18 protein-coding genes are annotated in these 20,005 nt (G+C 64.8%); 10 read left to right on the forward strand and 8 right to left on the reverse strand.

Going from position 1 to position 20,005, the window contains the following annotated elements; translation table 11 throughout:
- Nucleotides 1–6 precede the first annotated feature (6 nt).
- Nucleotides 7–1,338, forward strand: a complete 1,332-nt coding sequence (locus KJP30_RS14855; RefSeq protein WP_218450041.1) for an NAD(P)/FAD-dependent oxidoreductase — start codon at nt 7–9, stop codon at nt 1,336–1,338.
- On the opposite strand, the gene cueR is transcribed toward KJP30_RS14855, so the two are convergent.
- From cueR to KJP30_RS14875, 4 genes are all read right to left on the reverse strand, one after another.
- Nucleotides 1,339–1,728, reverse strand: coding sequence for a Cu(I)-responsive transcriptional regulator (cueR, locus tag KJP30_RS14860; RefSeq protein ID WP_218450042.1), 390 nt, complete (start codon nt 1,726–1,728; stop codon nt 1,339–1,341).
- Nucleotides 1,725–4,190, reverse strand: a complete 2,466-nt coding sequence (locus KJP30_RS14865) for a heavy metal translocating P-type ATPase (protein ID WP_218450043.1) — start codon at nt 4,188–4,190, stop codon at nt 1,725–1,727. The genes cueR and KJP30_RS14865 overlap by 4 nt, the downstream gene beginning before the upstream one ends.
- Before the next feature lie 79 nt (nt 4,191–4,269).
- Entirely contained in the window at nt 4,270–5,454 is a 1,185-nt protein-coding gene (rlmN, locus tag KJP30_RS14870; RefSeq protein WP_218450044.1) for a dual-specificity RNA methyltransferase RlmN, read from the reverse strand.
- Between the two features lie 147 nt (nt 5,455–5,601).
- The gene (locus tag KJP30_RS14875; RefSeq protein WP_218450045.1) at nt 5,602–6,132 is read right to left on the reverse strand and encodes an invasion associated locus B family protein; all 531 of its coding nucleotides are present in this window, start codon (nt 6,130–6,132) and stop codon (nt 5,602–5,604) included.
- Nucleotides 6,133–6,299: 167 nt separating this feature from the next.
- On the opposite strand from KJP30_RS14875, the gene KJP30_RS14880 reads away from it, so the two are divergent.
- Complete coding sequence (locus KJP30_RS14880) at nt 6,300–7,295, forward strand: asparaginase (protein ID WP_246594502.1); 996 nt, start codon at nt 6,300–6,302, stop codon at nt 7,293–7,295.
- Between the two features lie 63 nt (nt 7,296–7,358).
- On the opposite strand, the gene serB is transcribed toward KJP30_RS14880, so the two are convergent.
- Complete coding sequence (serB, locus tag KJP30_RS14885) at nt 7,359–8,225, reverse strand: phosphoserine phosphatase SerB (protein ID WP_218450046.1); 867 nt, start codon at nt 8,223–8,225, stop codon at nt 7,359–7,361.
- Between the two features lie 78 nt (nt 8,226–8,303).
- Nucleotides 8,304–9,962 carry a Y-family DNA polymerase gene (locus KJP30_RS14890; protein WP_218450047.1) on the reverse strand — a complete coding sequence of 553 codons (1,659 nt, stop codon included), beginning with the start codon at nt 9,960–9,962 and terminating at the stop codon, nt 8,304–8,306.
- A 183-nt stretch (nt 9,963–10,145) separates the two neighbouring features.
- Here KJP30_RS14890 and KJP30_RS14895 point away from each other — a divergent pair, with 183 nt between their 5' ends.
- Together KJP30_RS14895 and KJP30_RS14900 are read left to right on the forward strand one after the other, a co-directional pair.
- Nucleotides 10,146–10,826: a hypothetical protein gene (locus KJP30_RS14895; protein ID WP_218450048.1), complete on the forward strand. Its 681-nt coding sequence runs from the start codon at nt 10,146–10,148 to the stop codon at nt 10,824–10,826.
- A 109-nt stretch (nt 10,827–10,935) separates the two neighbouring features.
- Nucleotides 10,936–12,048, forward strand: coding sequence for an S-(hydroxymethyl)glutathione dehydrogenase/class III alcohol dehydrogenase (locus KJP30_RS14900; RefSeq protein WP_218450049.1), 1,113 nt, complete (start codon nt 10,936–10,938; stop codon nt 12,046–12,048).
- 82 nt (nt 12,049–12,130) lie between these two features.
- Here KJP30_RS14900 and KJP30_RS14905 read toward each other — a convergent pair whose 3' ends face one another.
- On the reverse strand, nt 12,131–13,183 hold the full coding sequence (locus KJP30_RS14905; protein ID WP_218450050.1) for a COG3904 family protein: 1,053 nt from the start codon (nt 13,181–13,183) through the stop codon (nt 12,131–12,133).
- 188 nt (nt 13,184–13,371) lie between these two features.
- Here KJP30_RS14905 and KJP30_RS14910 point away from each other — a divergent pair, with 188 nt between their 5' ends.
- The 3 genes from KJP30_RS14910 to KJP30_RS14920 all read left to right on the forward strand — a co-directional run bounded on the left by KJP30_RS14910 (nt 13,372) and on the right by KJP30_RS14920 (nt 15,455).
- Nucleotides 13,372–14,133, forward strand: a complete 762-nt coding sequence (locus tag KJP30_RS14910) for a potassium channel family protein (protein WP_218450051.1) — start codon at nt 13,372–13,374, stop codon at nt 14,131–14,133.
- 44 nt (nt 14,134–14,177) lie between these two features.
- The gene (locus tag KJP30_RS14915) at nt 14,178–14,618 is read left to right on the forward strand and encodes a GNAT family N-acetyltransferase (protein ID WP_218450177.1); all 441 of its coding nucleotides are present in this window, start codon (nt 14,178–14,180) and stop codon (nt 14,616–14,618) included.
- A 132-nt stretch (nt 14,619–14,750) separates the two neighbouring features.
- Nucleotides 14,751–15,455, forward strand: a complete 705-nt coding sequence (locus KJP30_RS14920; RefSeq protein ID WP_218450052.1) for an NYN domain-containing protein — start codon at nt 14,751–14,753, stop codon at nt 15,453–15,455.
- Nucleotide 15,456: 1 nt separating this feature from the next.
- On the opposite strand, the gene KJP30_RS14925 is transcribed toward KJP30_RS14920, so the two are convergent.
- Entirely contained in the window at nt 15,457–16,392 is a 936-nt protein-coding gene (locus tag KJP30_RS14925) for an AEC family transporter (RefSeq protein ID WP_218450053.1), read from the reverse strand.
- A gap of 210 nt (nt 16,393–16,602) precedes the next feature.
- On the opposite strand from KJP30_RS14925, the gene KJP30_RS14930 reads away from it, so the two are divergent.
- The 3 genes from KJP30_RS14930 (at nt 16,603) to KJP30_RS14940 (ending at nt 19,956) form a co-directional block, all read left to right on the forward strand.
- Nucleotides 16,603–17,493 carry a CPBP family intramembrane glutamic endopeptidase gene (locus tag KJP30_RS14930; protein WP_218450054.1) on the forward strand — a complete coding sequence of 297 codons (891 nt, stop codon included), beginning with the start codon at nt 16,603–16,605 and terminating at the stop codon, nt 17,491–17,493.
- A gap of 155 nt (nt 17,494–17,648) precedes the next feature.
- Complete coding sequence (gene accD, locus KJP30_RS14935; protein ID WP_218450055.1) at nt 17,649–18,590, forward strand: acetyl-CoA carboxylase, carboxyltransferase subunit beta; 942 nt, start codon at nt 17,649–17,651, stop codon at nt 18,588–18,590.
- A gap of 88 nt (nt 18,591–18,678) precedes the next feature.
- A complete protein-coding gene (locus tag KJP30_RS14940; RefSeq protein WP_218450056.1) occupies nt 18,679–19,956 on the forward strand; it encodes a bifunctional folylpolyglutamate synthase/dihydrofolate synthase in 1,278 nt (425 codons plus the stop codon).
- Nucleotides 19,957–20,005 lie beyond the last annotated feature (49 nt).

Raw genomic sequence — 20,005 nt, forward strand, 5'->3', positions numbered from 1 at the left:
AACCCGATGAAGATCACGCGTTTGCCAGTGGATCCCGGTCCGGCGGGTTGGAATGCCCTGTTGCCCGAGGCGGCGGCTCCGGTGCCGCTGGAGAGCGCGGTCACGGCGGATTGGCTGGTGATCGGCGCGGGTATCGCGGGTTTGGCGGCGGCGCGGCGGCTGGCGCAACTGCATCCGGGCGACCGGATCGTGGTGCTGGAGGCGCGGCGCGTGGCCGAGGGGCCGGCGGGCCGCAACTCGGGCTTTATGATCGATCTGCCGCATGACCTGACATCCGAGGATTACGGCGGCGCGATCGAGCGGGACCGTTTTCAGATCCGCGCCAACCGCCATGCCATCGCATTTGCGCACGGCGCGGTCGAAGAATACGGGCTGACGCCGGAAGCCTTTGACCCTTGCGGCAAGATCAACGCCGCGGCGACAGAGAAGGGGCACAGGCACAACCTTGATTTCGCGCGTCATCTGAAGGCGCTGGGCGAGCCGTGCGAGATGCTGGACGCCGGGCAGATGCAGGAGCTTTGCGGCACTGGCTATTATCACAGCGGGTTGTTCACGCCCGGGGCCGTCATGGTGCAGCCCGCGATGTATGTGCGCGGGGTGGCGCGGGGGCTGGCATCGAACCGGGTGCAGATCCACGAAGGCTCACCGGTGGTGGCGCTGGACCGGTCCGGCGACTGGGTGGCGAAGACACCGAAGGGGCAGGTGGTGGCGCCGCGTGTGATTTTGGCGGTTAATGGGCATGCCGAGGCGTTTGGCCAGTTCACGGGCCGCTTGATGCATGTCTTCACCTATGCCTCGATGACCCGTGCCCTGACGGAGGGGGAGGTCGCGCGGCTGGGCGGGCAGGCGCGTTGGGGTGTCACCCCGTCCGATCCGCTGGGCACGACGGTGCGGCGCATTTCCGGTACGGGGGGCGACCGGATCGTGGTGCGCAACCGCTTTACCTATAACCCGACGCTGGAAAGCTCGGACGCGCAGTTGGCGCGGGTGGTCCGCGATCATGACCGGGCCTTTGCGGCGCGGTTCCCGATGCTGGCAGGGGTCGACATGGAATACCGCTGGGGCGGACGGCTGTGCCTGTCGCGCAACGGGGTGGCGGCCTTTGGTCAGAGCGACGAGGGGTTGTTCAGCGCCTGCTGCCAGAACGGGCTTGGGTTGGCGAAGGGGACGCTGGGTGGTGTGCTTGCCGCAGAACAGGCATCGGGCGTCGGGTCAGAACTGCTGGACGGGATGCTGGCCGAGGCCGAACCCCAGCGCCTGCCATGGGGGCCGGTGGCGCGGATTGGCGCCACCGCGGTGCTGCGCTGGGGCGAGAAGCGGGCCGGGCGCGAGTTGTGACTAATGCCCTTCGGCCAGGTCCTGCAGGATCGGGCAGTCGGGGCGGTCGTCGCCGTGGCAGGCATGGACCAGCGTCGCCAGCGTATCGCGCATGCCCTTGAGCTGGGCGATCTTTTCGTCGATCCGCGCGAGGTGATCCTGCGCGACCTGTTTGACGTCGGCGCTGGCGCGGCTTTCGTCCTCGTACAGGCCCATAAGCGCGCGGCAATCCTCGATCGAGAAACCCAGCGCCCGGGCGCGGGCAAGGAAGGCCAGCTTGTGCACATCGGTTTCCCGGAACGCGCGGTAGCCATTGGCATCGCGCGGCGGCGTCACAAGGCCGATGTCCTCATAGTAGCGGATGGTCTTGGGCGGCAGGCCCGCGCGTTCGGCCACTTGTCCGATGTTCATGCCATGGCCTCCTGCGGGTGCGGCGTGGATGTGGGGGTTTCTGCCAGCGCCTGACCAAGGCGGCGCAGGCGCAGCGCGTTGGTCAGAACAAAGACCGAGGACAGCGCCATGGCCCCGGCCGCTAGCATGGGTGACAGCAAGAGACCGGTCAGCGGGTAGATCACCCCCGCCGCCACCGGGATCAGCGCCACGTTATAGCCGAAAGCCCAAACGAGGTTCTGGCGGATGTTGGACATGGTGGCGCGGCTGATGTGCAGCGCGTTGACCGCCCCGGCGACGGCACCCGAGGACAGCACCACATCGGCGCTTTCGATGGCGACATCGGTGCCTGTGCCGATGGCAAGACCCACGTCGGCCTCGGCCAGCGCGGGGGCATCGTTGATGCCGTCGCCGACGAAGATGACGGTGCCGAAACGTTCGCGCAGGGCGCGGACGGCGTCCAGCTTGCCTTCGGGGAGAACCTCGGCCTCGACATGATCGATGCCAAGATCGCGGGCGATGGCCTCGGCCACGGGACGGGCATCGCCAGAGATCATGGCGACCTGCATGCCGTCCTGTTTCAGCGCCTCGACAGCGGCGCGGGCGCCGGGTTTGATCCGGTCGGCCACGGCAAAGGCGGCGGCGATCTGGCCGTCGACGGCCACCAGAACCGGGGTCTGTGCCGCCTGTTCCATCTGGTGCATGGTGTCCGACAGACCGGTCATGTCGATGCCTTCGCGTGCCATGAGCCGAGCGTTGCCCACCAGAAGGGCGCGGCCTTCGACCCGGGCGCGCAAGCCGTGGCCGGGGATAGCTTCGACCTCGTCGGGCGCGACGGCATTCCCCGCGGCCTGTTCCAGTGCGCGGGCGATCGGGTGCTCCGAGCCCTTTTCGGCGCTGGCTGCAAGGCGCAGCACCTCTTCGGCGTCAAACCCTTGAGCCGCTTCGGCGCGGACCAGCGCGGGGCGACCCTCGGTCAGGGTTCCGGTCTTGTCAAAGGCGATGATCTGGGCGGAGTCCAGCCGTTGCAGCGCCTCTCCCTTGCGGAAAAGCACGCCCATTTCGGCGGCGCGGCCCGTGCCGACCATGATCGACACCGGCGTGGCCAGCCCCATCGCGCAGGGGCAGGCGATGATCAGAACCGAAACACCTGCCACCAACGCATGAGTCAGGCCGGGACCAAAGAGAAGCCATGCACCGACGGTCAGCGCGGCGATCACAAGCACGGCGGGCACAAACCACAGGACGACCCTGTCAGCCAAGGCCTGGATCGGCAGCTTGGCGCCCTGCGCCTGTTCCACCATGGCGACGATGCGGGACAGGACGGTATCGGATCCCACGGCCTCGGCCCGGATGCGCAGGGCGCCCGCACCGTTGACCGTGCCGCCGATAACCTGTGTGCCCTCGGATTTCTCGACCGGGGCGGGTTCGCCGGTGACCATGCTTTCCTCGACGAAAGAGCGCCCTGTCAGAACCACGCCATCGGTGGCAATGCGTTCGCCGGGGCGGACTTGCAGGATGTCGCCTTTTTCAAGCCGGTCAAAAGGGATTTCGACGGTCTGGCCGTCCCGTTCCACGCGAGCCAGATCGGGGCGCAGGTCCAGAAGGTGGCGGATGGCGGCCCCGGTGCGGCCTTTGGCGCGCGCCTCCAGCCAGCGGCCCAGCAGGATCAATGTAACGATCACCGCCGCCGCCTCGAAATACACGGCGCGGGCGGTTTCCGGCAGCAGAGCGGGCGCGAACAGTGCCACGGAGGAATAGCCCCATGCGGCCAACGTGCCCAAGGCGACCAGCGTGTTCATGTCGGGCGCGCCCTTGGCCAGCAGCGGCAGGCCGATGCGATAGAAACGGCGGCCCGGACCGATCAGAACCGCGGTTGTCAGCACGAATTGCACCGCCCACCACGTTGTCTGGCCCAAGGTGCCCATGATCCAGTGATGCAGCGGCGCAATCAGGTGCCCGCCCATGACGCCAAGAAAGACCGGCAGGGTCAGCGCCCCCGCGATCAGCGTCTGGCGTTTCAGGGCCTCTGCCTCTGCCGCCTGACGGTCTGCCGGGTCGGCGGTGGCTGTCTTGTCCATCGGTGTTGCGGGATAGCCCGCTTCCGTTACCGCCTGCGCGAGGGTCTGCGGATCGAGGCTGCCGGCCAGCACGCGCGCCTCGGCGGTCTGTGCGGTCAGGTTCACCCGCGCCTCCAGCACGCCGGGCTGAGCGGCCAGCGCCTTTTCCACCCGGCCCACGCAGGAGGCGCAGCTCATGCCCTCGATGGCAAGCCGGATGCGGGTTTCGGCGGCGGGATACCCCGCCGAGTCCAGCGCAGCGCGCAGGTCTTCGGCTGGGGTGCTGGTGTCTACCGTCGCCATACGGTTGGCAAGGTTGACGCTGGCCACTGTCACGCCATCGACGCCTTGCAGCGCCTTTGCGGCCCGCCCGGCGCATCCGCCGCAGGTCAGACCGGTCACTTCGAATCGCAATTGAGTCATGGCTTTTGCCTCCTGCGACTGGATATGGGGCTTCCAGTCACGGGAAGGTAAAGGCCCCGGCGAAATTTTTTTGGGGGGCTCAGCCCAGGCCGGTTTCCTGCGCGATCTGGGCGCGGGACTTGCGCGCGCGTTCGGTGGCCGATTTCAGCTGGCCACAGGCGGCCATGATGTCCTCGCCCCGCGGGGTGCGGATGGGCGAGGCATAGCCTGCCTTGTAGATGATGTCGGCGAATTTCTCGATCCGCGACCAATCCGACCGCTGGTAGGGCGAGCCGGGCCATTCGTTGAAGGGGATCAGGTTGATCTTGGCCGGGATGCCCTTGATCAGCTTGACCAACCGCCGCGCATCATCATCGGTGTCGTTCACGTCCTTGAGCATCACATATTCAAAGGTGATGCGTTCCGAGTTCGACAGTCGCGGGTATTCGCGCAGCGCGTTCAGCAGCGTTTCGATGTTCCAGCGCTTGTTGATGGGCACCAGCTTGTCGCGCACCTCATCCGTGGTGGCGTGGAAGGACACCGCCAGCTGACAACCGATTTCCTCGGCCGCACGGGCGATTTCAGGCACCACACCCGAGGTCGACAGCGTGATCCGGCGGCGCGACAGGGCGATGCCCTCGCCATCCATGGCGATTTTCATCGCGTCGCGGACGCCTTCGAAGTTGTACAAAGGTTCGCCCATGCCCATCAGCACGATGTTCGACAACAGGCGCGGCCCTGAATCGCCGGTGCCGGTGCCCGGTTCGGGCCATTCGTCCAGATCGTCGCGCGCCAGCATGATCTGGCCGACGATTTCACCCGCCGTCAGGTTGCGCACCAGTTTCTGTGTGCCGGTATGGCAAAAGGAACAGGTCAGCGTGCAGCCCACTTGTGAGGAAATGCAAAGCGTGCCGCGGTCTTCCTCGGGGATATAGACCACCTCGACTTCATGCCCGCCGGCGATGCGGACAAGGTATTTGCGCGTACCATCGGCCGAAACCTGTTTCGACACGACCTCGGGCAGCGAGATCACGAAGTTCTCGGCCAGAAGGGCGCGGTAGGGTTTGGCAAGATTGGTCATGGCGTCGAAGTCGCGCACGCCCCAGTGATACAGCCATTGCCAGACCTGGTTCACCCGCATCTTGACCTGCTTTTCGGGCGTTCCCGCCGCCAAAAGCGCGTCGCGCAGCTGTGGCCGGGTCAGCCCGACGATGTTCATCGGTCCCTCCGGCAGCTTGCGGGGGATCGTCAAAAGGTCTTGGGTAATGGGCGTCGTCGCAGTCATGCGAAAAGGCTCCTGTCTGGCGCGAAGCCTGCCGTATACAGGATTCGCGGGCAAAGCCAAAGGGCCGAATGACATTCGTCACGCGGCCCCTGTCTGTTCGGTCTTTGGATGCTCAGCCCGGTGCCGCGCGCGCCACCGGAAGCGCCGTTACGAACAGCGCTTTTCGGCATCCTCGTAAGCGGCGGTGAAGCCCAGCAGCGAGAAGGTATCCTTGGTCGCCGTCCCGCGCGAGGATACGGCGGAAAGGACCGCATCGGCACCACGTTTCATCGCGGTGATGATCTTGGTGTCATCCTGCGGCGTGGCGGGCCAGGCCCATTCGCCCTCGGTGTACAGCTCGAACTCGCTGTCGCCGATGGTCACGTTCACCGTCGACCCCTTGGCAAAGGGATAGCCGCCGGTAAAGGCGATCTGACCGCTGACACCCGCTTCGGGGCGGAAGAAAACCATCAGCAGGATTTCGCCCCGCGTCACGGCCACCACGCGCCCGTCCTTGGTGTTCACGCTTTCCTTGTAGGTGGTCACCGCCCAGCATTCGCGGGGCGAGGCCTCTTCGAATACCGACCAGTCCGTCATGGCATCCACGCGGGCGGTGCTGCTGTTGTCCTGCGCGCCTGCAACGGATGCGCTAAACACCAACGCCAAGGCGCCCAATCCCCGACCAAGACCTGACATCATTCCTGCAGCCTCCAGCTGTCTCTACCTCTGCTTTCGTGGTGGGTCTGCTTGTCCCGAATGACCCGTACACAAAAGGTTTTTATCTCGACGGCGGGACAATAGCCTGAAAGAAGTCGGGCGGAAAAGCCCCGGTGGCAGATATTCGCTCAACTCCAGGAGGTCATTGCATGACAGCGGTTCCCATGGTCGAAATTCACCGCGGTCCGGTGATCGAAAGCTGGCACGCCGGGCATGCGGTGATCTGCGACACAAGCGGCCAGATCGTCGAGGCCTGGGGCGATCCCGAGGCCGTGATCCTGCCGCGCAGTTCGGCCAAGATGATTCAGGCGCTGCCGCTGGTGGCCTCGGGCGCGGCCCGGGCTGCGGGGCTTGGGGCGGACCGTCTGGCGCTGTCCTGCGCGTCCCACGAAGGCGCACCATTGCACGCGAAACTGGTGGGGGAATGGCTGGCAGAGCGGGGGCTGCGCGAAGACGATCTGCTGTGCGGACCGCAGCCGTCGCGGGACAAGGAGCTGCGGTTCGAGATGATCCGCGAAGGGCGCAAGCCGGGGCGAATCCTCAATAATTGCTCGGGAAAACACAGCGGCTTCCTGACGCTGACGCAGCATCTTAAAGCGGGGCCGGACTATGTCGACCCGGCGCATCCGGTGCAGGTGGCTTGCCGTGAGGCCTTTGAGGAAGTGACCGGGGAGACCAGTCCGGGCTTTGGGATCGACGGCTGTTCGGCACCGAATTTTGCCACCTCCATGACGGGCATGGCGCGGGCCATGGCGTTTTTCGCCGGGGCGGCGGGCCGCGGCGACGCGCAATCGAAGGCGGCCGCCAGCCTTGTCGAGGCGATGATCGCCCATCCCGATCTGGTGGCGGGCGAAGGGCGCGCCTGTACGCTGTTGATGCGCGCGGCATCGGAGCCTGTGGCGATCAAGACCGGGGCCGAGGGTTATTTCATTGCCATCCTGCCGGGGCGTGGTCTGGGCGTGGCGGTCAAGATCGCTGATGGCGCGACGCGGGCGGCGGAATGCGTGATCGCCGCGTTGCTGGTGCGCCTTGGCGTGCTGGAGGCCGGACACCCGGATGTGGCGCGTTTTCTGAACCCGGCGATTCGCAACTGGGACGGGCTGGTGACTGGCGAGATTCGTCCCGTTGCGGGGCTGGCCGGGTAAAAAGGGGGCTCTGCCCCCGCCTTCGGCTCCCCCGGGATATTTCCGGACAGAAGAAACGGGGCGTCAGGCGGTGCAATCGGCCTTGGCGTAGCCTTGCAGGTAGAGCAGTGCCGTGAGGTCGCCGTGGTTCACCCGCAGATCGGATTGCGCCTGAACGCTGGGTTTTGCGTGGAGCGCCACGCCCATGCCGGCGCGGCCCAGCATGCCAAGGTCATTGGCTCCGTCGCCGACGGCGATCACGTCTTCTGGGGTGATGGTCAGGCGGGTGGTGATTTCCTCGAGCGCCTGCACCTTGGCCTCGCGGCCGAGGATCGGGCGGCCGACCTCTCCGGTAAGGTGGCCGTTTTCGACCAGCAGGGTGTTGGCGCGGTTCTCGTCAAAGCCGAGCAGGGCCGAGACGCGGCTGGTGAAGGCGGTGAAGCCGCCGGAGACGAGAACGCAGCGGGCACCGGCGCCATGCATCGTGGCCAACAGCGTCTTGCCGCCGGGCATCAGGGTGATGCGGGTCTCAACGACCTTGTCGATGACCGTTTCCGGCAGGCCCTTGAGCAGGGCGACGCGTTCGATCAGCGCGCCTTCGAAATCCAGTTCGCCGTTCATGGCGCGGGCGGTGATGTCCTTGACATGGGCACCGACGCCTGCTTCTTCGGCCAGTTCGTCGATGCATTCCTGCTGGATCATGGTGCTGTCCATGTCCGCCAGCAGCATCTTTTTGCGGCGGTTCGCGGCGGGCAGCAGGTTGAGATCCGCCATGTCGGCGATCGAGGCGCGGATGTCTTCGAGATTGCCGGGCAGCGTGTCGAGCGGGAATTCCGCCGCCTCGTCCGGCGAGAGCCAGCTGGCCGTGCCGCCGCCCAGCGCGTTGCGCAGGTTTTCGACCAGGGCCGGGTCGAGCTGGCCGGGTTTGGCGATGAGCGAGGCGATGAACATGGGCTGCGGCTCCGTCTGGGTGCTGGCGGGCTTTTGGCACGTGGGCGCGGGCTTGGCCAGCCTGTCGCGGGGGAGGGGCTAGGCGAAGGTGCCCTGACAGAACCAGCCGGACGAGGCCGTGCCGCCGTGGGCGTAGAAAAGCCAGAGCCTTTCGCCCCGGTCGGTGTCCACCCGCCAGTAGTCGCGCGGGCCAGAGCGCCACTCGGGATCGTCCAGCCACCATTCAGGCGCGATGCGTTCCGGCCCCGTCTGGCTGGCGGTCTGCCAGTCGCGTCCACGCCAGCGAAAGCGTTGCGGCGGGCGGGGGGTGTCGGGCGCATGGACGGGTTCGGGACGCCAGAGCAGAAGCGGTCTTTGGGTGCGGGGGGCGGGCCAGTCCCGGACGGGGTCCGACCATGCGGCGGCAAGGGTCTGGGCGGCCTTTTCGGGGATGTGGCTGTCGCCGGGGGCGCGGCGGGTGATCGCCTCCATCCCCAGCCGGGCGCCAAGGCGACCCACCAGATCCTCCAGCGCGGCGCCGCCATGGATGCGGCGGTTGCCCTGTTGCGCGGCCTCAAGATGGCCGGCGCGGGTGCGGGCGTGCAGGGGTTCGTGGGCCACCGCCTCGATCCGCAGCATGTCTATGCCGGGGCCGGCGTCGATGCCCGGCAGCTTGAGCCGGATCAGCGGCATCAGCCGGTGCGGTTGGGCGCTGGCCGTGGCGGCGGTGACGGTCTGCCAGTGCATCTGGTGGTCGCAGCGATGCGCTTCGATCCGCAGCGAGCGGGCACCGCGCCCCTTGCTGTCCAGCCGGGCACAAAGCTGGTCCAGGATCCGTGAGAGCGCCTCGGCCACATCCTCTTCGAGCCCGATAGGATCGGGGAAGGACATGCGCACGGCAAAGCGATCCGGTGGTGTGGCGGGTGAGACCGGTTCCGGTGCGGCACCGGTGGCCTGGTCCAGCCGGTCGACAAGGCCGCGGCCAAAACGGCGGGCCAGTGGCGCGCGGGGCTGGCCCAGAAGGTCGCCGACGCGGCGCAGCCCGAGGCGGGACAGCTGTTCGGTGACATGAGGATCGATGCGCAGGGCGGCGATGGGCAGGGGGGACAGCGCCTGCCAGCTTTGTCCCGGCGGGGCGATGCGGGTTTCGGGGCCGTTGGGGGTGCCACGCTGGGGCGCCGCCCCGCCGCGTTCCCAGTGCCGCCTTTTGCCGGCCCGGGCCCGGGTGGCGGGGGCCTCTTGGTCGATGGCGTCGCCGGAGCGGGCGTGCCGGGCCTGCTGTCGGGAAAATCGCGCCAGTGCCCAGGCCGCGCCCAGCGTGTCGGCGATGCCATAGAGGACCGTCAGTCCAAGATCGGCGCAGTCCTGCGTGACCTGCGCGGCCAGTTGTTCTTCGCCACCGAAAAGATGTGCGCAGCCGGTGAGGTCGATCACCAGCGCGTCAGGCGCTTCGGCGGCGACCCAGGGGGAAAACTTGCCCGCCCAGCGGTGCAGCGCGCCCAGGAACGCCTCTTCCTGCCGGGGGTGGGCGGGGCGCGTCAGCAGGCCGGCGCACATGGCGTGGGCATCCCGCAGCGGTTGACCGGTGCGCAGACCCGCCTGCGAGGCGGCCAGCGACAGCGACCCCAGTACCCGCGCGGGCCCCTCTTGCGCGACGGTGGCAAAAGGGACCTCGGCCAGGTGCGGTTCGGCCCGGATCAGCCGTTCGGCGCCAAGGCGCGGGAACCAGAGCGAGAGGATACGACGATGGGCAGGCATGGGAATCGGCGCTGAATGTTCTTGATATGTTCTACATGTGCGAAGTGTCGGAGTCGAGTCCGCCCTTGGCCGGAGCTTGCCCGACCTACCGGGTCCGAAAGCCGGGAAAACCGCGAAACCGGTTGAAATCCAACGCGCTTTCCCCGAGATTTCGGGGCATTGACCTGACCGATTGGAAACAAGATGACTCTGCGTATGGCCGCCTTGGCCGTTTTTTGTGTGGTCGCCACAAGCGCCGTGGCCCAGCCTGTTCCCGGCACCGAGATCGACAGCGAGCAAAAGGTGTATTCCGGCAGCGTGCCAATCGGGACGCCCATCTACGAAATCAAATACACCACCCGGTTCCTTGGCAAAGACGGGGACGTCATGCTGACCGAACTTTGCACCGAGCGAGTCCGCCAGATGCAGCCCAGTTGCAACCTTGTGACCGGTCAGGCCGTGCTGCATGGGGTGATCCCTGTGGCCAACCTGAAATGGCGGACCACAGATGGCGACCGGGCGGCGCTGGCCGATGCGCTGAGAGATGCCGAATGGACTGAGGGGCTGACCCTGCCAGAGGTCGATTTCCTGCCATTGACTGACGGCAAGACCGTGACGTGGTCTCAGGCGGGAAGCACTGGAAACGTGCTTTATTCCCTCACTCAGACCTGCTGTTCCACCACGCCTTCGCCTTTTGATGCCGATCACGAGGTCTGGATCTTGCGGATGGAGATGAGCCGGGAGGAGACCGGGAAAATACTGGGCCGCGCCGTAATGCGATACGATGCAGAAATCGGTTGGGTCTTTGCCCAGCAGTCAAGCGGCCTTGAGGGTGGCAGGACAACTTCGGTCGTTCTGCCGACCGAACTGCGCGAGCCCGAGTGACCGTCGGAACGGCAGGAATTTTTGCCACCAATGAGGGGCCGCGCGCTTGCGGCGGGCGGCGCTTTCCCTCAGGGTGAGCGCAAAGGTTTTTCACTGGAGGAAAAAGGAAATGCGCACGCGTGCCGCGGTGGCCCTCGAGGCCGGTAAGCCGCTTGAAGTCATGGAAGTGAACCTCGAAGGCCCCAAGGCGGGCGAGGTTCTGGTGGAAATCAAGGCGACCGGCATCTGTCACACCGATGAATTCACGCTGTCGGGGGCTGACCCCGAAGGCCTGTTCCCGGCGATCCTTGGCCACGAAGGCGCGGGCGTCGTGCTGGAGGTCGGCCCCGGTGTAACCTCGCTGAAGCCGGGCGATCACGTGATCCCGCTTTACACGGCGGAATGCCGCGAGTGTGAATACTGTCTGCACCCCAAGACGAATCTTTGCCAGAAGGTTCGCGCGACACAGGGGCAGGGCCTGATGCCTGACGGCACCTCGCGTTTTTCCATGCTGGATGGCACGCCGATCCTGCATTACATGGGCTGCTCGACCTTTTCGAACCACACGGTCCTGCCCGAAATCTCGCTGGCCAAGATTCACCCGGACGCGCCGTTCGACAAGGTCTGTTACATCGGATGCGGCGTCACCACCGGCATCGGTGCGGTGATCTATACCGCCAAGGTGGAAATCGGCAGCCGCGCGATCGTCTTTGGTCTGGGCGGTATCGGCCTGAACGTGATTCAGGGCCTGCGCATGGCCGGGGCGGACCAGATCGTTGGCGTCGACCTGAACAATGACAAGAAACCGATGGCCGAACGGTTCGGTATGACCGACTTTGTGAACCCCAGCGAGATCGACGGTGATCTGGTTGCGCATCTGGTCGAACTGACCAAGGGTGGCGCGGATTATACCTTTGACGCGACGGGCAACGTGAATGTCATGCGCGCGGCGCTGGAATCGGCGCACAAGGGCTGGGGTGAATCGATCATCATCGGCGTGGCGCCCGCCGGGGCCGAGATCAGCACCCGTCCGTTCCAACTGGTCACCGGGCGCACTTGGCGCGGCACCGCCTTTGGCGGCGCGCGGGGCCGGACCGATGTGCCGAAGATCGTCGACTGGTACATGGAAGGCAAGATCGAGATCGACCCGATGATCACGCACACGCTGACGCTGGACGAGATCAACAAGGGGTTTGACCTGATGCACGCGGGTGAATCGATCCGCTCGGTTGTGGTCTACTGATCCCGGCGGCGGGGCAAGCCCCGCCCTACGCACTCATCGACGGCGGTCCCACCGGGGCTGCCGTTTTCAGTTTCGCGGATGTTCAGCGCAGGTTTTCGATCCTGAAGTCATGCGGCAAGGCGTGCAGCATGTAGGGTGCGCGGGTGGCGCTGTTGGACTGGCGCGCGGCTTCGAGCGCGACCTCCGGCGGGGAATCTGAAAGGAAGATGCGCGGATGCCATTGGTCTCGGAAGATGGTGAACCGGACGACGCAGGTCGACACCTCCATGCCGGTTTCCGAGGCATAGGCATAGACGGAGCGGACACCGGTCTTTTTTGCCGGATCGAGGAACCTGACCCTTCTGGCCCAGTCGCGGACTTGTTGCGCCCTGGTCGGTTGACCGGGCTGCGCGGCATGTCGCCTGGCAACGCTGTCGCCCTGTTCCCATGTGCCGTAGTTCAGGCACATCCGTGCAACATCGGAGGCGTCGGGGCGCCATTGCGAGCTGTCCATATCGACGTCGATCCGCCAGCGCGCGAAATCATCGACGGTTTCAAGAATATACATCTGTTCCGGCGGCGTCGCGATCATGGTTTCGACCAGCGACACGGGAATGTCGAACCGGTCCCTGCGCGACAGGATGCTGGCGATTGTTTCCAGCGCGAGGTTGTACGAGGCACCAAGAACCTTCGTTGACACAAGCTGGTCCCCCGGCAGGCTCAGGCTGGGGGCGTGAAAGCCCAGACGACCGCCGGGCTCTACCATCCTGCTGCTGCGGAAGTCTGACGCGATGATCCGGGTGCCGCCCATGAAGGCAACGGCGCAGGCGGAAAGACAGGAGGCATTTTTCTCGATCCGCGTTGCGACCCGCACGTCACGCAGCATCTCCATCAGGCGAATGGCTTCGGCGAAGGACCCGCCGGGACTGTCGAGTGTGAGCGCTACGAAATGCGTATCCGGATAATAGCCCGAGATCTCCTGCGACATGAGGGTTTTGAGCTTTTGCGCGTCACCTTCGGCAATGGGGCCGCTGAGCCGGAGGCGGGCATGTTCTTCGGGGTCTTTGGATCTTGCGACGACTTCAATCCGGGCAGCGGTGACGGATGAGGCCATGGTGAGCAGGACTAGGACGGCGGTGATAAGGGGGCGGAACATGGCACTCGTTAGTGGTTGGAGGTTGCGTGTCGTGGCGCTGCGGTGGGACGAGGTTCGATTTTCCCACGGATGGATCTTGGCTAATTCATGCGACAGGACGGGTGTCTTGGCAATGCAGGCAGGACCGAGCATCTTTCCCTTCGTCCCAAACCGTCTTACCTTCGGGCCAGACTGCCGAAGGACCCATGATGCGCAACAAGATCCGCGAGCTCTATGTCGGCGAGAGTGATCGGGCGCATCGGTTCCGCTATGCTCTGCTGGCCTTTGACATTGGCACGATCCTTTTCGTGATCGCCACGTCCTTTACCCACCACGGACCTTTCGTCGAAGCGGTGGACGCGGTGTTCGGTGTCATCATCCTTGCAGAGTTCAGCGCGCGGTTCTGGATTTCCGCCAACCGGCTGCGCCTGATGACGCGGCTGGTGACGATTGCCGACCTGATCGCCATCGTGTCGTTCCTTGCGCCGCTGGCCGGTGAGGGGTTGGGCTTTCTGCGCGTCCTGCGGACGCTGCGCCTGCTTCACACTTATCACCTGTCGGAACAGCTCAAACGCGACTTTTCCTATTTCCGCCGAAACGAAGACGTGGTGCTGGCAGTGATGAACCTTGGCGTCTTTGTCTTTGTCATGACGGGGCTGGTCTATGCGACCCAGTACATGGTGAACCCGCAGATCCAGAACTATGCGGATGCGCTGTATTTCACCGTGACGGCGCTGACGACCACCGGGTTTGGCGACATCACCTTGTTGGGGCCATGGGGGCGCCTGATCTCGGTCATCGTGATGATCTTTGGCGTCACGCTGTTCCTGCGGCTGGTGCAGGTGCTGATCCGGCCCAATAAGGTGCGTTGTGAATGCGAACATTGCGGGCTGGTCCTGCATGACGCGGATGCGGTGCATTGCAAGCATTGTGGAGAGGTCGTGCACATCAAAACCGAGGGGCAGGTTTGATCCTTCGCGCGGCCCGGGATGCGGACAGGGAGGCTGTCTGGCAGATGCTGGAACCGGTGTTTCGCGCCGGTGACACCTATGCCATCGACCCCGATATCCCGCGCGAGGCGGCGCTGGCCTATTGGTTCGGGCCCGAACGGCAGGTCTTCGTGGCCGAAGAGGATGGCGTTCTGCTGGGGTGTTACTACATCATGCGCAACCAGAAGGGCGGCGGCGCGCATGTCTGCAATTGCGGCTATGTCACAGCCGGTGCGGCGCGCAGGCGTGGCGTGGCGCGGGCCATGTTGGCGCATTCGCTGGACAAGGCGGTCGAGCTGGGCTTTCGCGCGATGCAGTTCAACTTTGTCGTATCGACCAACCAGCGGGCCATCGACACATGGGTGCGCGCGGGGTTCGAGGTGGTCGGTCGGCTGCCCGAAGCGTTCCGGCATCCGGCGCAGGGATATGTCGATGCGCTGGTCATGTACCGAAGGCTAAAACCCTGATCCGCCTGTAGGTCCAATTGCAGTGGCTCACCGGTGGCTGTGACGCGCGATTGCTGTCAGACTGGGGGCAAGACATTCCGTGATACCGCGAGGCGGCCCCGCATGGGTGCGCCCGCAAGAAAAGGAGGCCAGATGGCCGACAACACTCTATTGGCGGTGCTGATTGACGCCGACAACACCTCACCCAAATACACCAAGGCGATCTTTGACGAGATCGCGATCCTTGGCGAAGCCTCGGTCCGGCGCTGCTATGGTGATTTCTCCAGCCAGCAGATGGCGGGCTGGAACAAGGTACAGGCGGATTTCGGCATCGTCCCGCACCATTCGCCCGCCAACACGGTGGGCAAGAACGCCAGTGACATTGCGCTGGTGATCGACGCGATGGACCTTATGCACTCCAACAGGTTTGACGGTTTCGTGCTGGTCAGTTCCGACAGCGATTTCACGCGGCTGGCCAGCCGTATCCGCGAACAGGGCCTGGACGTCTATGGCATGGGAATGCAAAAGACGCCGGATGCCTTCCGCAAGGCCTGCAAACGGTTCATCTTTCTCGAAAACCTCGATTCCGCGCCCGAAAAGGCGGCGGGCGGAAAGCCGGCCAAGGCGACGGATTTAACCGCCGCGCGCGACCTGATTTTCCGCGCGATGGATTCCATCGACCAGGACGATGAATGGTATCGTCTGGGGGACATCGGGCAGGTCATCACGGCGGCCAACCCCGATTTCGACACCCGCAGCTATGGCAAGCGCAAGCTGTCCGATCTTGTGGCCGAATTGAAAGTGTTCGAAACCAAGCGCGGCGCGGGCAACCAGTTGTTGGTGCGCCGGGTCGACTAGGTCAGTCGATCCACCCCGTCACGGTCGCGATGATCGCGCTGACGGTCAGGATGCTGAGCGTGGTTGAGATCAGGATCGAGGCCGAGACGCGCTGCGGCGCGATGCCGTAATGTTGCGCAAGGATAAAGACGTTTCCGGCAACCGGCAGCGCGGCAGCGGATACGGCGACCGCGGCGCGATAGCCGTCGATCGGGAAAAAGACATAGACACCCAGCCCCACAAAGAACGGGTGCAGGATCAGCTTGGCAAAGCTGAGCCAACCGGCAATCTCCAGCCGTTCCGCGGATTTGGAGGCCAGCGACGCCCCGATTGCAAACAGCGCTCCGGGCGTGGCTGCGTTGCCGAGCGTGGTCAGGAAACTGTTGGCCACCTCCGGTACGGGCAGGCCGCTGGCAGAAACCGCAAGCCCCAGCGCGATTGAAACGATCATCGGGTTCTTGAGCAGGCCCAACACCAGTTTCCACAGGATGCGAATGCCCATCGGACCCTCACGCGCACCGGTGACCAGAAGGGTCAGCAACGAGGAAAACACGATCAGATCGATGGAAAGGATCAGGATGATCGGCCCGACCGCCTCTTGCCCCAAAAGCAGCGCCAACATGGGCACACCGAGAAAGCCGGTGTTGCCGATGGCCGCACATTGCGCCTCGATCGAGGCGGTGGGCACGTCCAGCCCGCGCAAAAAGGCGACCCCCATGCCCAGCCCCCATGTGACCGCCGTGCCCCAAAGGTAGGCGCTGGCCAGTCGCGGTTCAAAGATCTCGTCGAACCTCAGATTGGCCGAAAACCGGAAGAGCATTGCCGAAAGGGCAAAGAAAAAGACGAACTTGGTCAGGGCGGCGCTGGCTTCTTCGGAAAAGAACCGCGATTTCGCGGCACCATAGCCCAGCCCGATCAGGCCGAAAAAGGGCAGGGTCTTGAGGAAGATGTCCAGCATGATCGTGCTGTAGCATGGGGGACGGCTGGGTCAACGGGCATGGCGGGGTGCGGTTCGCAAAAATGGATGCCGGAGCACGGGGCGCAGTCGGCCTGACGTACTGTCATTCCCGTTTGGCGGTATGGCCAACCCTTGCATCGCCGGGGGGCTTGCGGGCATGACGAGGGGGCCGCGTTTCACGGGGCTGAAAAAGGAATGTGACCGTCTGGCATGAGCTATCCACGACATGAGTTGATGACTGCACCGGCGCGCAAGCGGCCTGGCCTGTGGCGCCTGGCGGTTGGTCTGGCGTTGAGCGTGGTGATCTGGTTTGCCCTTGCGCAGGGGGTCGTCGCCCTCTTGGCCAGCCTCATGGAGGCAGAGACCTACCTCACCCTGCTGGAGGGACTGCAACAAGGGCAGACCCCGGGCAGTCTTATCCTTGTGTTGCTGCTGAGCGGCGGTCTGGGAACCGGCGCAATGGCGGTTGCGGAAATCCTGCATGCGCGGCCGGGGATCGGGCTGTTGGGGCCTTGGTGGCTGTTTCTGCGCGACTTCCTGCAGGTGACGCTGGCGCTGGCGGCGCTCAACCTCTTGCTCTTCGTGTTGCCGCCTTGGGATGTGCTGTCCTCCACGCAGCCGGGGCTGGCGTTTGACCGGTGGTTGCTGTTGCTGCCGCTGACGCTGGGGGCGCTGGTTATCCAGACCGGGGCGGAGGAAGTGTTCTTTCGCGGTTATTTCCAGTCGCAACTGGCGGCGCGGGTGCGGCATCCGGCGATCTGGATGGGTGTGCCTTCGATTGCTTTTGGCGTCGGACATTACCTGCCCGAGGTCTATGGCGAAAATGCCCTGCTGGTGGCGGGCTGGAGCGTCGTGTTCGGTTTGGCCGCTGCGGATCTGACGGCGCGGTCGGGGAATCTGGGTCCGGCGTTGGCCTTGCACTTCGTGAACAACTTCATGGTGTTTGCCATCGTTTCGCCACAGGGAGACCTGTCCGGGCTGGCGCTGCGCCAGTTGCCTTTTGGTCCCGGAGAAGTGGCCGCGGTTGCGGCACTATTGCCGGTGGATCTGGCGATGATCGCTGTCAGCTGGCTGACGGCGCGGGTGGTCTTGCGGGTCTGAGCGGGGAAGGGGGCGCTGCCCCCTCGGCCTGCGGCCTTACCCCCGGAGTATTTTCGCCAAGAAGAAGCCGGGACGTGCGCAGGCCCTTTGGTTGATTGCAATTCGGCCACGGCTTGCCTATTTCTCGCCCATCCTGAAACCCGCGCGAGCCCCTCATGAACTGGATCACCAACTACGTCCGCCCCCGGATCAACTCGATCTTCTCGCGTCGCGAGGTGCCCGAGAACCTTTGGTCCAAGTGTGACGGCTGTGGCACGATGCTGTTTCACCGCGAGATCAGCGACAATCTGAATGTCTGCACCAATTGCGGCCATCACATGCACATCACCCCGCGCGACCGGTTCCTGTCGTTGTTCGATGGTGGGGTGTTCAACGAAGTCGACGTGCCGGAGCCGCTGGCGGATCCGCTGCATTTCCGAGATCAGAAGCGCTATCCCGACCGGATGAAGACCGCCCAGAAGGGGACCGGCGAGAAAGAGGCGATGCTGGTGGCCGCGGGTGAGATCGGGCGGACCCCGATCGTCGCGGCTGCGCAGGACTTCAGCTTTATGGGCGGGTCGATGGGGATGTATGTCGGCAATGCCATCGTCGCTGCCGCGCAGGAGGCGGTCAAACTGGGCCGTCCGCTGATCCTGTTTTCCGCCGCCGGGGGCGCGCGGATGCAGGAAGGTATCCTGTCGCTGATGCAGATGCCGCGTACCACGGTAGCGGTTCAGATGCTGCGCGAGGCGGGGTTGCCTTATATCGTTGTACTGACGCATCCGACGACCGGAGGTGTGACGGCCTCTTACGCGATGCTGGGGGACGTGCAGATCGCTGAACCCAATGCGCTGATCTGTTTTGCCGGGCCGCGCGTGATCGAGCAGACGATCCGCGAGAAGCTGCCCGAAGGGTTCCAGCGGGCCGAGTACCTGTTGGAGCACGGGATGCTGGACCGCGTGACCGACCGTCGCAAGATGCGCGAAGAGTTGATCGTCATCACACGAATGCTGATGCAGATGCCGCCCGCCACTTGGGGCGACCTGCCCGCGCCCGGTTCCGAGGAGATGAAGGCCGAGGCAGAGCCGAACAAGGCTTTGGACGAGACCAAGGGCTGACCCCGAGGTGGAAACATGCCTTTGGTGACGGGCGTCACGTGACATCGGGCAAGGCCCTTTTCGACATCTACAGAACTGCGGAGTTCCGATGACCGGACAGACCTCTGACGCCATTTTGCAGCGCATGATGTCGCTGCATCCCAAGATCATCGACCTGACGCTGGACCGGGTCTGGCAGTTGCTGGAGGCGCTGGATCATCCCGAGCGGAAACTGCCCCGGGTGATCCACCTTGCCGGGACGAACGGCAAAGGGTCGACGCAGGCGATGCTGCGGGCCGGGATCGAGGCGGCGGGCCTGACCTGCCACGCCTACACCTCGCCGCATCTTGCGAGGTTTCACGAACGGATTCGCCTTGCGGGTCAGTTGATCTCGGAGGCGGATCTGACCGCGGTTCTGGACGAATGCGTGACGGCCAATGGTGGCGCGTCGATCACCTATTTCGAGATCACGACCTGTGCCGCGCTGCTGGCGATGTCGCGCGTGCCGGCGGATTTCGTGCTGCTGGAAACCGGTCTGGGCGGGCGTCTGGACGCGACCAATGTCGTGGAAACGCCGGCCATGACGATCATCACGCCGATTTCGATGGATCATGAGCAATATCTTGGCGATACGCTGGCCAAGATCGCGGGCGAAAAGGCGGGGATCCTCAAGCGCGGGGTGCCCTGCGTGGTTGGCCCGCAACCTGACGAGGCGTTGGAGGTCATCGAAGCGCGGGCACAGGCGCTGGGCGCGCCGGTTCTGGCACATGGTCAACATTGGCATGTCTGGGAGGAGCGTGGGCGACTGGTTTTTCAGGACGAAAACGGCCTGCTGGACCTGCCCTTGCCGAACCTGCCGGGAGCGCATCAGTTGCAGAACGCGGGCGCGGCGCTGGCTGCGCTTCGGTATCTGGCGCTAGGTGAGGCCGCCTGTGAGGGCGCGATGACCGGGGCGGAATGGCCTGCACGGATGCAGCGCCTGCGGAATGGGCCGTTGACCGAGATGGCTCCGGGGGTCGAGCTTTGGCTGGATGGCGGGCACAACCCCGCTGCGGGTGAGGCGCTTGCCGCGCATCTGGCGAAACTGCCCGAACGCCCGACGCATCTGATTTGCGGGATGCTGAACACCAAGGATGCGCGGGGTTTCCTGCGCCCGCTGGCCAAGGTTGCGGATAGTCTGACGGCGATTTCGATCCCTGGTGAGGCCAACACGCTGGCCGCGGCCGAGACCGCGACGCTTGCGGCTGATGTAGGCCACAAGGTGCGCGAAGCGGCGGATGTGGCCGGGGCTTTGGCGACGATTGCCGCGGATGCGCCCGGCGCGCGTGTGTTGATCTGTGGGTCGCTCTACCTGGCCGGGTCCGTGTTGCGTGAAGGGTCTGCCTGACATTTTACGGCGGGCTAAGTCCTGAGAAGCGAATCACTTTTTTTGATTC

The organism is Antarctobacter sediminis (genome assembly GCF_019218285.1).
In the GTDB taxonomy this organism is placed as follows: domain Bacteria; phylum Pseudomonadota; class Alphaproteobacteria; order Rhodobacterales; family Rhodobacteraceae; genus Antarctobacter; species Antarctobacter sediminis.